Here is a 15966-nt window from a genome sequence, read left to right on the forward strand (position 1 = left end):
TGAGTTTTTTTAGCATTACTTAATTGCTATTTAATGGTATCTAAAAAATATACTTAATTGAAATTAATTTTTTATGAATTTCTGTACCATAACCTGATCTTTTGTAAACAATCTGATCATATAGCTTCCTTTAGCAAGTTCAGAGGTGTTGACAGAATTATTGCTTACGCTTATTGAATTTAAAATCCTTCCAGCTGTATCATAGATTTCTGCCTTTACAATCTTCTCTTTTGACTTTATGAATACAATATCTTTTACCGGATTCGGATAGATACTGAACTGGTCTTTATCATTAGTAATTTCGGATGTTCCTAAGGTATTCTGAACAGAAGTTGTAGCAGTATTCGTAATGATAGGCGCATTATAATCAAAATAGATCTTGGCTGTATTACTGAAACTATCTCCGATAACCAAATTAGATTTTGTTTTGATTTTAAATGAAACATATCCGTCATTATTCGCATTATCAAAAGGAAGCTGAATGTTTTCAAAAATAAATTCGACTACATTTCCATTGATTCTCGTTACAAAATTATGGCTTCCATTAAGAGGAATCAAACTGGATAAATCGAATTTCGTAAGATCAATTTCGTCTTTTACCACAATATTTTTCGCATTGGCTGTCCCTGTATTTTCAAATCTGATTAGGTAATGAACGTAATCTCCAACTTTTGCTTGTGCAATTGAGGTTCCTTCAAGGCATGTTTTGTCATTGGGATCAAAAGAATTAACTACAGGTTGATTTAAAGTAAATATATTATCTGTTGGTGTATCATCTGTACCTCCATTAATCTGTGCTGTGTAGTGCAATAGATCTCCGCCATTTAAGGGTGGTGTTTGTGTTGGTGTGTTTAATGTAAAGGTTAATGTAACTTCTTTAGTCTCGAAGGGTAAAATATTGGTAAAATTCCAGGATAATATTCCAGTTGACTGAGTGTTTGGAGCAATCGTGGAGTTTAGATAATTCATCAGATTGTCATCAAAATTATAAACTAAAGTTCCCGATTGTGATGTGTTACCTTTATTTTTGAAAAAAACTTTATATTTTGTATCAAAACCTGGTACAGCAGCAGTCACAGGAATAATGATAATTTCTAGATCGTTATGTGTTCCATTGGCGGACATGCAAAAATTTTGAGTAAGGGGACTTGTTTGTGTAGGAAAATTTGCAGTTACATTTGTTGGTGAAATATTAAAATAAGTAGGGTTTTCTAATACAGGTGTAATGGTATAATTGCCGGCTTGAACTGGAATTGAATAATTTCCTGAAGCATTTGCTATCATATTACCGGCATTATAAGGATTTGTTATTGAGAATTTTTGAAACGCTTTTATAGGATCATTGATGTCACAACCATTATTATTGGAATCATATTTCGTGCTTCCCTGTATGGTATAAGAATTTCCTCCGGGAGCAAAAGAACAATATGAGTTTAATACAACATTAGGCTGATTGTAATAATTGACCAGTGCATTTATCGCTCCCAACTCGATATCATCAACGCATATATAACTTAAACTTGGTGTGTTTGAAAAATATGGAGTTGCTCCTTGAGTATAGTTATTTTTTCCGTTCTTAATATTAAAGCTTACGAGATTGGGATTATTAGAAAAATTAAAATTACCAAGCTGTGTAAGTTGTCCCACATCAATTGTAGTAAAAAGATTATAATCAATATATAAATTTGCCACATTAGGAGCCTCCCCAAACGGAATGGTTACAAGCTTATTATGTGAGGCAACAATGTTTGTCAAATTATTATTGTTATTTAAAATTAATGTTGTAATTAAATTATTATTACATTCTAAAGTGACCAGATTTGGGAAATTGGAAATATCTACCGATACTAATTGATTTCCACTACATGAGAGACTTTGTAGATTGGGGGAGTTAGTAATTGAGAAACCAGAAAGTTGATTGTTAGCGATAGATAAAGTCTGCAGACTGTTCAAATTATCAAAAGAAACGTTAGTAAGATTGTTGTTGGCTACATGTATAAGTGTAAGGTTGGATAATCCTGTTATTTGAAGATTAGTCAAAGCATTATTAAAAGCACTTAAAGCCGTAAGATTGGTAAACTGATTGATACCTGTAAGATCAGCAATCATATTACCTGTTTGACCGGGAATAAAAAGTTCTGATACATTCAATGCTTCTGAAACCTGAATTTCACTATCTCCGTTTGTATCAATTACAATTTTTTGGTGGTTATTGTTGTATGCGATCCCGTTTGTTGTGTTTGCTGACAGAAGTTTGGCTTTAAAATTAGCATCTGGAATATTCACAATCTGTGCCTGAAACATAGCAAATATAATCAGAGAAATGATTAAGTAGATTTTTTTCATGTATTACTAGTTAGTAGTTATTTTTTTATTTTAAAAAGCAAAAATAAGCCATCAATAGTATATATCAATGGCTTATTATTTAATTATTGTTAAAATGTCTGTTTTTTTTATTGATTTTCTATCAAATCTAAAAATTGTTGTTCATCAAGGATCTCAATAGTCCCGATATCCTGAGCTTTTTTCAATTTACTGCCGGCTTTTTCGCCCACAACAAGATAATTAAGGTTTTTAGAAACCGCAGAAATATTTTTTCCACCGTGTTTTTCCACCATATCCTCTGCAGATTCTCTTGTGAACAGAGACAGTTTTCCGGTGAACAGGAATGTTTTTCCATCCAGAACATGGGATAAAACTTCGTTGGTACTTTCTCCTTTTTCAAGCTGAACACCGTAGGTTTTTAAGCGTTCAATCATTAAAATATTTTCCGGATTATTGAAGAACGCTTCAATACTATATGCAATTTTACCTCCTATATCTTCCACCTGACACAATTCTTCGGCAGTTGCATTTTTCAGGTCATCAATAGTAGGGAAGTTTTTAACCAGTTTCTTGGCAACTGTTTCTCCTACATGTTTGATACCGATTCCATACAATACTTTCTCAAAAGGAATTTCCTTAGATTTTTCAATTCCTGAGATAATATTTTGTGCCGACTTTTCAGCCATTCTTTCCAGCGGAAGTAATTGTTCTTTGGTTAAAGTGTAAAAGTCTGCCGGATTTTCAATTAATTTTTCCCGGTAGAGTTGTTCAATGGTTTCGCTCCCTAAATTTTCTATGTTTAAAGCCTTTCTTGAAACATAATGAATCATTCTTCCTACTACCTGCGGAGGGCAGTGGAGTTCATTCGGACAGAAATGAATCGCCTGATCTTCCACTTTTATAAGTTCGGTTCCGCATTCAGGACAATGTTTAATGTATTCGATTTCCCTGCTTTTTTCTGTTCTTTTGTCTTTGTTGACACCCACAATTTTGGGTATAATTTCACCTCCTTTTTCTACATAAACAAAATCGTGTTCATGCAGATCCAGCTTTTTAATGATATCTTCATTATGAAGAGATGCCCTCTTAACAGTGGTTCCTGCCAATAGAACAGGTTTCAGATTAGCTACCGGAGTAATGGCTCCTGTTCTTCCGACCTGATAGGATACACTTTGTAATTCCGTTTCTACTTTTTCAGCTTTAAATTTATAGGCCATTGCCCAGCGAGGTGATTTTGCAGTATATCCAAGTTGTCTCTGCTGTTGTAAAGAATTTACTTTTAGTACAATTCCATCAATTTCAAAAGGAAGATTATGTCGTTCTGTATCCCAGAAAGTAATGAAATCTTTTACTTCATCTAAAGTTTTACAAAGTTTTGCCTGTTGGGAAGTTTTGAAACCCCAGGTCTGAGCTTTTTGAAGCAATTCCCAATGCGTTTCTGCCGGAATTTCCTCGGAAATAAACTGATACAATACAGAAGAAAGCCCGCGTTTTCTTACCTCACCACTATCCTGCATTTTCAAACTTCCGCTTGCCGTATTTCGTGGATTCATAAAAGGATCTAATCCTTCTTCCTCTCTTAGTTTATTGATTTTATCGAAATTTTTTCTCGTCAGATATATTTCCCCACGCATGAAAAAACGATACGGAAAATCTCCTTTCAATGTCAAAGGAATATCTGAAATAGTACGTACGTTAGCAGTGATCTCATCTCCCTGGAAACCGTCTCCACGAGTAACTCCCTGTATCAGTTTACCATTTTCATACAAAATAGAAATAGAAGCACCATCATATTTTAATTCTGCAACAAATTCCACGGGGCCGGTAATCGTTTTAATAATTCGCTTTTCCCAGTCTTCAAGATCATCAAAATCATAGGAATTATCCAGGGAATACATTCTGAACTGATGCTGAATAGTAGGAAAGACTTTAGTGATCCCACCTCCAACACGTACACTGGGAGAGTTGGCATCATAAAATTCCGGGTGCTTTGCTTCGAGATCCTGAAGTTCCTTTAATAATTGGTCAAATTCAAAATCTGAAATGGTAGGTTCATCCAGTAAATAATAATTTTCATTATGCTGATGAAGTTCTTTACGAAGCTGTTCTATCTTTTGTTGAATGTTTTCGGACATTGCTATTTTTTCTTTTAAGCAAAAATAGCTAAAACTAATATCATTAAGAAAATAACATAATTAAATAATATGGATACATTAAAAATTTGTAATACATGATAAGTTGTTGATTGCCATTTCTTTATTTTATTTGTTAGTAATAGCTTAACATATCGTTCTAATTTAATTAAAGAAATGTTAAAATTTCCTTAAATAGCAAGCTTGTACAGACCCAATACCTTTGCCCCAGCTAATTTGAAAAGATGAGAAAAGTAAAGATTGTATTGGGATTATTGTTTTTGAGCTTTGGTACAATGGCTTATGCACAGACCACACAGGCATCCATTACCGGAAAAATCACCGGGACTAAAGCCCAGGAAAAAGTAAAGGTAACCATCGTTAATGAGTCTACAGGTTTTAGAACAGAAACTGAAACCAATTCAAAAGGAGAGTATATTTTTAAAGAAATTCCTCTTGGTGGTCCTTATACGGTTATTGTAAACGATGAAAAAAGAGAGGGCTACAATGTCAATTTTGGAGATCAGGTTACCGTAGATGTTAATCTTGGGGATCATGAAAAGGTAATTGAAACCGTAGTTGTAACGGGAAACCTTAAAAATAAGATCGGAAATCTTGGTGCGGCAACAGCTATTTCTGCTAAAAACATGGGAATATTGCCAGTTAATGGAAGAAACTTTACCAATCTTACAGAATTGTCTCCGTTAAGTGGAAAGGGAGGGAATTTATCAGGACAATTAGGATCTTCAACCAACTTTACCATCGATGGAATGACTGCCAAGAATCCAACTTCTGCAGGATCTACAACCAGCCGAAGTGGCGCACCCTATTCCATTTCAATTGAAGCAGTACGTGAATTTAAAATTACGACCAACCAGTATGATGTTACATTGGGAAGAAGTGGAGGAGGTACGGTGAGTGCTGTAACGAAATCAGGAACCAATACCTTTACGGGAAGTGCCTGGGAATATCTGAGAACAGGATGGTTATCCAGCAAATATGATATCAGGGGAAATGAAAGGGTAAACGACTTTTCAACCTCACAGTTCGGGGTATCTTTAGGAGGTCCGATTATTAAAAATAAGTTGCATTTCTTTGCCGCATGGGATCATCAATTGGATTCCAGGCCTTTGATCATTGCAGATGTAAGAACTAAAGATGATGCTTTAAGGTTTAATGTAACCAATGAAACACTTAATCAGGTTTTAAATATTGGGAGAGCTAAATATGGTGTCGGAAATACTCCGCAATTCGGAAGCTTTGATAAAGTAAGGAATTCTGATGCCGGATTCCTACGTTTAGACTGGCAGATCAACCCTAAAAACTTACTAACCTTAAGAAATAACTTTACTTATGATTTTAATAAAAACGGATTGGCAGATAACACAGCCATCAACTTTTTTGAATCATATGGAAATGATAAAAACCTGGATAATAGCTTATTATTAACCTTAAGATCAAATCTGAAGTCAAATCTTACCAATGAATTAAAAGCACAATATTTATATACTTACCAGAACAGCTACCAGAACAATCAGTTGGGGCATGCTGTTCCCAGGGCAATTGTAGAACGTGTACCGTCTACCATTGATGGAAAGGACCTTACAACCAATATCCAGATCGGCGGACACCGTTTCGGACAGGAAAGCTTTAGAAATAATGTATTCCAGATCGTAGACAATTTATACTATAATACAGATAAGATTAAATATACAGCAGGTATCGACCTGATGTACACGAAATCAAAATCTATTTATGGTAGCGAGGTGAACGGAAGATTTCAATTCTTAGGAATTGATAATTTTAATAACCTTACGCCTTACAGGTTTTACAGAGAGGTTCCTTTAATGGATGATCCTTCTGTAAAATCGAACATTTGGAATGTTGGCGTATATGGTCAGATTCAAACAAAAATTGCTAAAGGACTTGACTTAATGGCTGGTTTAAGGCTGGATTATGGTGGATATCCTAAAGCCGAGCTTAATCAAAAGCTATATGATCAAATGGGAATCAGAACCGATAACCGTATTAAATCATTTGTTATTCAACCCAGATTTCAATTTGACTGGAATATCAATGAAGAAAGCAAAGACTTCTTGAAATTTGGTGCAGGAATCTTCTCTTCGGATATCAACAATTATATGGTGATCAACAACCTTGTATTTGACGGAAGACACTTGGCAACGGTAGATGTGACTGGTAAAGATGTTCCTGTCCCGAACTTCACCAGCTATAGGAATGATTACGGAACTGTTCCTACTTTATCACAATATCAGATTCCTACCATTAATTATACAGGTAAAGATGCTAAAATTCCAATCGTTTATAAGGCGAATATCTCCTATACTCACTTCTTTAATGAAAGATTCAGAGCGGGTGTTGCTGCTTATGCTGCCTTAGGAAGAAACAATTATTTCTATTATGACAGAAACATGGTAGCCAATCCTTATTTTACATTAAATAATGAAGGGGGAAGAGGTGTTTTTGTTCCTCTGAATACAGTAAATGCTAATGGAACTGTTGATTGGAAAGCAGGCAGAATTAATAATAATTTCGGAAGGGTACTTGAACTTGTAAGCGACGGGAAAGTAAATCAGTTTTCGTTTGTATTTGATACAAGTTACCGTTATTACAAAGATGGAGAAATTACAGCAAGCTACACATGGTCTGATATCAAGGATAATACCTCATATAATGGGAATGTTGCCAATTCTGCAACTTTATCCACAATGGTTGAAAGTGACCCGAGAAATCTGAGAATGACCTATTCCGATAATCAGTTCCGTAATAAGGTGGTATTGTATGGGAATTCACCTACCTTTTTTGGATTTACCGTAGGTATACGATATTCAGGGATAGGAGGAACCAGATTCTCAGTGACTTCCGGAGGAAATACGAACGGAGATTTTGTTGATACGAACGATCTGGCATACATATTCCCGAATCTTACACAGACTTTAATTGATAACCCTGAAGTAGGTAAAGCATTGAAAAACTATATCAGCGATTACAATAACAAAATTGCTGAACGTAATGGAGGTAAGAACGGTTTCTATGGAGTATGGGATATCCGTATTGCTAAGAAGATCAAGTTTGAAAAAATTGGTGGATTTGAACTTTCAGTTGATATTTTTAATGTTGCCAATCTTCTTAATAAAGAGTGGGGAGTCAATAAATCCTATGGAAATACAGCATTGTATAGAATTACAGGATTTGATGCAGCAACACAACAATATCAATATAAACTGAATACCAGTGGATTAGAACCTTTATCAGGTAATCCTTACCAGATTCAGTTAGGAGCGAAATATACTTTCTAAAATTTTAATACTACCTTTATGTCAAAGTCCCGGACTTTGACATTTTTAATTATCTGATTATATTATGAAAAATTTTATCTTAGGGTTAGCAGTTTTAAGTACAGTTGCAATGAAGGCACAAACCCAGATTATCGCACACAGAGGTTATTGGCAAACACAACCTCCAACCACCGAAAATTCATTAAAATCGTTGGAGAATGCCCAAAAGCTTAAGATTTATGGAGCTGAATTCGATGTGAGAATGACAAAGGATGGAGTCCTGGTCGTTAACCATGATGAGCACCATGGAAAAATGGAAATTTCCGAAACAGACTTCAAAGAGTTAGAAAAAGTGAAGCTTTCAAACGGTGAAAACTTCCCGACCCTTAAAGATTATCTGAAACAGGGAAAGAAAGATAAGTCTCTTAGACTGATTGTTGAAATTAAGCCCGATAAGACAAAAGAAAAAGAAGATGAGCTGGTTCAAAAAACAATCAAAACAATAAAGGACCTGAAACTGGAATCTCAGAGTGAATTTATTTCTTTCAGCCTGAATATTTGTAAAGAAATTAAAAAGGCAGAACCGAAATTTAAAGTTCAATACCTTAATGGAGAATTGTCTCCGGAACAGATTAAAAATGAAGGTCTGGACGGGATGGACTATCATTACAGTGTTTTCGACAAAAATCCGACATGGATTTCCGAAGCTAAAGAATTGGGTTTAATTACCAATTCATGGACTGTGAATGATATTGCGGTTTATGAGAAATTAAAAAGCCAGGGAATCGGTTTTATTACAACAAATATTCCTGATCAGTTAAAAGGTAAATAGACCTTAAAAGTTTATTTAAACGTAGATATTTTTTAGCAGCTTGCCCATGGCAAGCTGCTTTTTTTATAATATACATTCAGATGAGAACGGTTCTGGTGATCAAGTATTTGATTACTAGATTTTTATTGTGATGTGAAAGTAATGTATCATAAAAAGACAATAAAGATAATGAAATAAGCTATGCATATCACATTAAATAATATTCATCATTTTAATGTGCTGTTAACCAGAAAAGTACAAACCCTTGTTGATAATAAGTTCATATTGTGTTTAATATTTTTTTAATAAATGTTAAAATAGTATTAAAATCATCTTCACCAGTAGCTTTTACTTTTGCGCAAACAAAAAGATATGCGTAAACAGAAACAGAAACTATTGTTTTTATCATTTTTGGGATTAGTTAGTTCCAGCCTGACAGCCCAACAGAAAGCCAGGAAAGATACCATTAAAAATATTGATGAAGTGGTCGTTACTGCTTTAGGTATTAAAAGACACGATAAATCTTTAGGATATGTTGCTGAAACCATCAAATCTGAAGAGCTGTTAAAAACCCAGAATAATAACTGGGCTCAGGCTCTTGAAGGTAAAGTTGCCGGTTTGAAGATCCAAACAGCGGGAGCGGGGCCTTTAGGAAGCTCACTCATCAAACTTAGAGGTGATATCTCGATGAATATGGATCAGAATAATGCACTTATCGTAGTGGATGGTGTTCCATTAAGCAATTCAACCACAGGTACCGGATTTTCAGCCTATGGAGCAGGAGCAAAAGCTGATTTACCTATTGATTACGGGAATGGAATCAACAGCATCAACCCTGATGACATTGAAACAATAACAGTTTTAAAAGGATCTACCGCAGCAGCTTTATACGGATCACGAGGTGCGGGAGGTGCAGTAATGATCACAACTAAATCCGGAAAAACCAAAAAGGGAAAGATACAGGTTACCTTAAATTCCTATTCAAGCTATGATACAGTGCTAAAATGGCCGGACTATCAATATGAGTATGGTCAGGGGACTATGCAAAAGGATTCGAAAGGGAATTATTTCTATTCGTATGGGGCTTCACCGGATGGAGTAAATACCGGTGGTACTAGTAGTGCATTCGGGCCGAAATTTGCAGGCCAATATTATTTTCAATATGATCCCACATTGGAAGGTCAGAGTGCGGAACGAGAATTATGGAGACCTTACAAAGACAATATCAAAGGCTTCTGGCAAACAGGTAGCACATTTTCAAACAATATTGCTGTAGAGGCATCCAATGAAAATACCTCTTTCAGGTCCTCATTAACCTATCTTAAAAATGAGTGGATGATGCCTAATACGGGTTTCGACAGATTTAATGCAGCGATTTCTTTTGACCATAAGATCAATGAAAAATTAAAAATAGGAGTTAAATTCAACTATAATAAAATGACAAGTGATAACCTGCCTGCGACAGGTTACAGCAATCAATCGATTTCCTACTTCATGATTTTCCAGAACCCGAATGTAGATCTTGCCTGGTATCGGCCAATATGGAAAAAAGATAAATACCAGGTGGATCAGATCCATCCCTTCAGTTCCTATATTGATAATCCATACATGATCGCCTACGAAATGTTAAACGGGGTGGATAAGAATTTTATCACAGGAAACATAAACCTTAACTATAAATTGGCCAAAAACTTTGAGGTCATGTTCAGATCCGGTATGGAGCTCACCAATGAAGAACGTACTCAGCAAAGGCCATGGAGTTCTGCCAACTATCTTCAGGGAATGTACAGGGAGCAGCATATTAAACAGATGGATCTTAATAACGATTTATTATTTACTTATAAAAATACATTTAAAGATTTTGATTTCAGTGCATCAGTAGGAGGAAATATCCGTTATTCCGAATACACGATGTATGATTATCTCGCCGACGGTCTTTTGAAGCCGGGAGTTTATACACTGCCCAATGGCATTGCCAACATTACAAAATTTGCAACTCCAAACGATAAGCAGGTCAATAGTGCCTATGGTTTGGTGACTTTGGGGTATCAGAATAAGATCTTCCTTGACCTTACGGCAAGAAATGATTGGAGCAGCACACTTCCTAAAAACAACAGATCCTATTTTTATCCTTCAGCAGGGCTTTCTTTTATTCTTTCAGACATATTCAAACTTAGCTCAAACCAGTTCAATTACTGGAAATTAAGGGCTTCCTGGTCAAAGGTTGGAAATGACACAAGCCCTTATAAACTTATAAAATATTATAACAACAGTGTGTTCTCCGGATCAGTAGAGGCTCCCTCTTTATTTCCTAATCCTAACCTGAGACCTGAGATGCTTACCAATATTGAAGCCGGAATGGATTTCAGTATAATTAAAAACAGGATCAGCTATTCCATTACCGCATACCAGAACAATTCTAAGGACCAGATCGTTGATATCCCGGCTCTGTATGAAACAGGATATAGTAAAAGAACCATCAACGCAGGGGAGATACGAAACAGGGGATTGGAAATGACTTTAAATACCTTTCCCGTTAAAAATAAAAATTTCTCGTGGAGTGTAAATGCGAACTGGTCAATGAACAGAAATAAGATCCTTTCACTTCCGGATGAATTTCAAGGACAGCCTTATACTTTAGGCAGTGTAGGTGGAGTGGTGTATTATAATGCAGTAGTTGGTGGATCATTGGGAGATATGTATGGCTATGGACTGATGTATTCACCTGACGGACAGGTTTTATATGGAAGTGACGGCTTAACAGCGAAGCCAACTGAGATGAAAAAGATAGGAAATGCATATCCGAAATGGAGGGCCGGTCTTCAAAACGAGTTCAGATACAAGAATTTTACCGTCAGCTTTTCTTTTGACGGACAATACAAAGGAATGGCCTATTCCCAGTCGCATCACAAAATGACTGAACAGGGCAAATTAACGCATACCCTGATCGGAAGAGATAATCCGAATGGTCTGATCGTAGGAGAAGGAGTGGTACAAAATCCTGACGGATCTTACTCACCAAACACCAAAGGTGTCGCCGTTTCGGCTTATTACGCTGATTATTACAGAAGAGCCAATGTAGAAACCAACTCATTTGATACCTCTTTTGTCAAATTAAGGGATGCAAGAATATCTTATACTTTTCCTAAAAGTGTAACGGAGCAGCTTAAACTGACCGATCTTACAATAGCATTATTTGGAAGAAATCTTTGGATGTGGACAAAGTTCCCGTTATTCGATCCTGAAGCTGCAACTCTTAATGACAGCCAGATTACACCGGGAGTGGAAATGGGACAGCTGCCTACGGCCAGAACAGTGGGAATTCAGCTTAATGTTAAATTTTAAAATTGAAAATCATGAAAAAATTATTACTCAACATATTATTAATTTCAGGAATAGTTCTTATCCCTGTTTCCTGCAGCAGAAGTCTTGATGAAGTAAATATTGACGAAAGCAGGATAAGTGATCCGGTAGCGGCTAAATTACTTGTTCCTATTCAATATAACATGGCTTCCGTTAATTACATGCGAGCCAATGATTTTACGTTTGACATTATGCAGGTGTCACTTGATTTTCCGAATGAAGGAAATTCGTTGAGCCGGTATTATATTACCGAAAATACAGGAGCCGGATTCTGGAATAACTCATATAAATGGCTGAAACAGGTAAAAGACCTGAAAGAGGCAGCAATAGTAGAAAAAGACCAGAATTATCAGGCTATTGCTATGGTATTAAATGCCTGGATTTATTCCAATCTTACAGATACCTATGGTGATATTCCCTTTACTGAAGCTTCAAGATTAGACGATGGGATATCACAGCCTAAATTTGATAAACAAAAAGACATTTATATTCGATTGCTGGATGATCTGAAAGCAGCCAATGCACTTTTTATTACCAATAAGCCACTTACAGGGAATGATCTTTTCTATAAGGCAGAATCGGATGCCAATGGGATTATAAACTGGAAGAAGTTTTGTAATTCTTTGTCGTTGAGGTTGCTGACAAGAATCCTGAAGAAAAACGGAGAAGTAAATGTTCATCAGCGAATTCAGGAGATTGTAAATGATCCTGCCACATATCCTCTCTTTCAAAATAACAATGAGACAGCAAAGCTCAATATTACAGGAGTATCACCACTTCTTCCTCCTATTGCAAGGCCTCAGGATTTTACTACAGGAAGAGCGGCTTCGGAATTTTTTGTAGAAGCTCTGAAAGCGAATAACGATCCACGTCTGGCTATGTTTTTCGGCCAGGCTAAAGATATTGCCAGCCAGCAGAATATAGGGTATAAAGGTGCTCCATCAGGTTATGCTTATGGAACGATATTCAGTTATCAACCGTCCAATATGAATCAGAATCTAGCAAAAGCTCCGCTGAATATTCTCATTTATCCTTATGCAGAACTGCAGTTCATCCTTTCGGAATTAGCAAACAAAGGAATCATTCAGGGAAATGCCCAGACCTTTTATGAAAATGGGGTAAAGGCTGCAATAGAACAATGGGGAGCTGTTGTACCTGCAAATTATTTTGCGAATCCGAATGTCGCTTATAATGGAAATATCGACAGGATTATGCTTCAGAAATATATTGCATTGTTCTTTGTAGATCAGCAACAATGGTTTGAAAAGAGAAGAACCGGTTTTCCTGTACTTCCCAATAATGGAGGTCTCCTTAACAATGGGAATCTGCCCCAAAGGTTGATGTATCCACCTAATCCAAAAGTTTTAAATACAGCAAACTATCAGGCTGCTGTTCAGCAGATGGGAGGAGATAATATCAATATTAAAACCTGGTGGAATAACTAATAAAAACCTGAAGTAATACATCTTAATAAAAATAAATCATCCTATGAATATTAAATTATTAATGCCATGCCTTCTGATTTCAGCAATGGCATGGTCACAAACTTCCGTATCCGGCTATGTGTACGAAGACATGAATAAAAATCAAAAAAAAGAAAGCCGTGAGAAAGGAATCGAAGGAGTTGCGGTATCTAACGGTGCCCAGGTTGTTTTAACAGATAAAAATGGAAGATATAGCTTACCGGTTAGTGAAAATCAAACCATTTTTGTGATCAAACCATCGGGTTATATGACACCTGTTAACAGTAATAATTTACCTCAATATTACTATCATTACAAACCAAAAGGATCTCCTTCGGATTTTAAATACAAAGGAACGCTGCCGACAGGAGAGTTACCAAAAGAGCTCAACTTTGCATTGTACAGACAAAAGGAGGATAAAAACTTTGATATCCTGGTTTTTGGAGATCCTCAGCCTTATACGGAGAAAGAACTGGATTATTTCAAAAGAGGAATTGTAAATGAAGTAAAGAACACAAAAAAGAATGCGGTTCTGGGAATCAGTCTTGGAGATCTTGTAGGAGATAATCTGAGCCTTCAGAAACCGTATGCTGATGTCATGAAAGAGATTGGTTTACCATGGTACAATGTAATGGGAAATCATGACATGAATTATGATGCAAAGGAAGATCAGTTTTCAGACGAAACTTTTGAAGCTAATTTTGGACCTGCCAATTATTCTTTTAATTACGGGAATGTACATTTTATTATTTTAGACGATATTCTTTATCCGGATCCGAGAGACGGAAAAGGATATTGGGGAGGATTCCGAAATGATCAGCTGCAATTCATTGAAAATGACCTGAAGCTGGTGGATAAAAACAAACTGATTGTGATCTCTTTCCACATTCCGTTGGAACATACTAATGAAGATAATTTCAGAAATGCGGACCGTCAGAAATTGTTTGATTTTTTAAGCCCTTTTCCTAACGCGCTTCTTTTATCAGCACATACTCATATCCAACAGCAGATCTTTTATGGCAAAAAAGCAGGTTGGAATGGAGCTAAAGACCTTCATGAATATAATGTAGGAACAACTTGTGGTGACTGGTATTCCGGAACTCCTGATGAAATGGGATTGCCTACTTCTACGATGAGAGACGGAACAGCCAAAGGATATTCATTCATAAGTTTTGCGGATAACCAGTATAAAGTTAAATACAAAACAGCTGGTAAACCTGATGACTATCAGATAAAGTTGTATGTTCCGAAGGTCATTCCTTATCCATCAAAAACATCAGCTAAAATTCTTGCCAACTTCTTTATGGGGAGTAAAAAAGATAAAGTGGAGTACAGGATAGATAATGCGGAATGGAAAGATATGGAGTATGACGAAACGATCGATCCTAATTTTGCTTTGTCCGTATTCAAATGGGATACCACACAGAATCTTTTCCCGGGAAGAAGACCCTCAAATCCTGAAATGGCAAAACACATATGGATCGGTGGATTTACTAATAAATTAGCACTAGGGAAGCACAAGGTGGAAGTGAGAGCTATGGATATGTATGGAAACCAGTTTTCAGCTTCTGAAGAATTCGAAGTGAAAGAACCCGTGCTTATTCCTTAATTTATTCTTTTTTTACTATACTTTCTGAGAACCGGCTTCTGTAAGCCGGTTTTATTTTAAAGAATATCGTGGAAAAACATTCACATGATTCATCTTTAAACAAAATATGCTTTCGTAAATTTGTATGACGAAAAAGTATTATTATGAACATAAAAGGAAAAAATGCCATTGTAACAGGTGGTGGAAGAGGCTTAGGAAAAGCAGTTGCTTTGGCTTTGGCGAATGAAGGAGTAAATGTTGCCATTACAGGCAGAAATGAAGCCAACTTAAAAGCGACTGTTGAAGAAATTAAAAATATTGGGGTCAATGCGGCGTATGCTATTTTCAGTGTTGATGACGAATCAGCAGTAAAAGCCGGTATCGAATCTTTAGTAAAAGAACTTGGAGGTGTAGATATTTTAATCAATAACGCTGGGATCGGAGATTTTGGAACGATCGAAGAAATGCCTTCTGAAACCTGGGAACAGGTTATTAAAACCAATCTTTTTGGGGTGTATTATGCGGCAAAAGCAGTATATCCGTTTCTGAAAGAAAAAGGAGAAGGAGATATCGTAAACGTTGCTTCCACGGCCGGTTTAAAAGGAGGAGGAAATATGTCAGCTTACGCAGCTTCAAAAGCTGCCGTTATTTCTCTTTCACAATCCATGATGGCAGAATGGAGAAAGCAGAATATCCGTGTCGTAACCTTAACGCCAAGTACTATTGCTTCCGATATGAGCATTCAGGGAGGATTAACAGATGGAAACCCTGAAACAGTTCTTCAGCCGGAAGATTTCGCAGAATGGGTAAGAGATATCCTGAAAATGAACAGAAGAGCATTAATTGCAAACGGTTCTATTTTTTCTACAAATCCATAAGAAAAGATCTTTAGCAATACAGATAGATGAGCTATTTGCTGAATGATTTATTTTATATGAATACAGGCGGGTTTTAACCCGCTTTTCTTTATTTTTGTACCAAATTG

At 36.2% G+C, this 15966-nt stretch carries 8 protein-coding genes; 6 read left to right on the forward strand and 2 right to left on the reverse strand.

Annotated elements, in window-relative coordinates:
* Positions 1-63: 63 nt before the first annotated feature.
* Entirely contained in the window at positions 64-2346 is a 2283-nt protein-coding gene (locus PFY10_18445; protein ID WBV56178.1) for a T9SS type A sorting domain-containing protein, read from the reverse strand.
* 107 nt (positions 2347-2453) lie between these two features.
* Positions 2454-4460: an NAD-dependent DNA ligase LigA gene (gene ligA, locus PFY10_18450; protein ID WBV56179.1), complete on the reverse strand. Its 2007-nt coding sequence runs from the start codon at positions 4458-4460 to the stop codon at positions 2454-2456.
* A gap of 242 nt (positions 4461-4702) precedes the next feature.
* Between ligA and PFY10_18455 the strand changes: the two genes are divergently transcribed.
* From PFY10_18455 to PFY10_18480, 6 genes are all read left to right on the forward strand, one after another.
* The gene (locus tag PFY10_18455) at positions 4703-7777 is read left to right on the forward strand and encodes a carboxypeptidase-like regulatory domain-containing protein (protein WBV56180.1); all 3075 of its coding nucleotides are present in this window, start codon (positions 4703-4705) and stop codon (positions 7775-7777) included.
* Between the two features lie 64 nt (positions 7778-7841).
* Positions 7842-8588: a glycerophosphodiester phosphodiesterase family protein gene (locus PFY10_18460; GenBank protein ID WBV56181.1), complete on the forward strand. Its 747-nt coding sequence runs from the start codon at positions 7842-7844 to the stop codon at positions 8586-8588.
* Positions 8589-8939: 351 nt separating this feature from the next.
* Positions 8940-11912, forward strand: coding sequence for a SusC/RagA family TonB-linked outer membrane protein (locus PFY10_18465; GenBank protein ID WBV56182.1), 2973 nt, complete (start codon positions 8940-8942; stop codon positions 11910-11912).
* An 11-nt stretch (positions 11913-11923) separates the two neighbouring features.
* The gene (locus PFY10_18470) at positions 11924-13375 is read left to right on the forward strand and encodes a SusD/RagB family nutrient-binding outer membrane lipoprotein (GenBank protein ID WBV56183.1); all 1452 of its coding nucleotides are present in this window, start codon (positions 11924-11926) and stop codon (positions 13373-13375) included.
* Between the two features lie 43 nt (positions 13376-13418).
* Positions 13419-15002, forward strand: a complete 1584-nt coding sequence (locus tag PFY10_18475) for a calcineurin-like phosphoesterase C-terminal domain-containing protein (protein ID WBV56184.1) — start codon at positions 13419-13421, stop codon at positions 15000-15002.
* Between the two features lie 143 nt (positions 15003-15145).
* Positions 15146-15859, forward strand: coding sequence for a 3-ketoacyl-ACP reductase (locus tag PFY10_18480; GenBank protein WBV56185.1), 714 nt, complete (start codon positions 15146-15148; stop codon positions 15857-15859).
* Positions 15860-15966 lie beyond the last annotated feature (107 nt).

The sequence above is a fragment of the Chryseobacterium daecheongense genome, assembly GCA_027920525.1.
Lineage (GTDB): Bacteria > Bacteroidota > Bacteroidia > Flavobacteriales > Weeksellaceae > Chryseobacterium > Chryseobacterium proteolyticum.

What these genes read in the sequence shown, in the direction of transcription:
- PFY10_18460 (WBV56181.1), top strand. Translation starts at nt 7,842, where the DNA reads ATGAAAAATTTTATCTTAGGGTTAGCAGTTTTAAGTACAGTTGCAATG.
- PFY10_18445 (WBV56178.1), bottom strand. Translation starts at nt 2,346, where the DNA reads ATGAAAAAAATCTACTTAATCATTTCTCTGATTATATTTGCTATGTTT.
- PFY10_18475 (WBV56184.1), top strand. Translation starts at nt 13,419, where the DNA reads ATGAATATTAAATTATTAATGCCATGCCTTCTGATTTCAGCAATGGCA.
- PFY10_18480 (WBV56185.1), top strand. Translation starts at nt 15,146, where the DNA reads ATGAACATAAAAGGAAAAAATGCCATTGTAACAGGTGGTGGAAGAGGC.
- PFY10_18470 (WBV56183.1), top strand. Translation starts at nt 11,924, where the DNA reads ATGAAAAAATTATTACTCAACATATTATTAATTTCAGGAATAGTTCTT.
- PFY10_18465 (WBV56182.1), top strand. Translation starts at nt 8,940, where the DNA reads ATGCGTAAACAGAAACAGAAACTATTGTTTTTATCATTTTTGGGATTA.
- PFY10_18455 (WBV56180.1), top strand. Translation starts at nt 4,703, where the DNA reads ATGAGAAAAGTAAAGATTGTATTGGGATTATTGTTTTTGAGCTTTGGT.
- ligA (WBV56179.1), bottom strand. Translation starts at nt 4,460, where the DNA reads ATGTCCGAAAACATTCAACAAAAGATAGAACAGCTTCGTAAAGAACTT.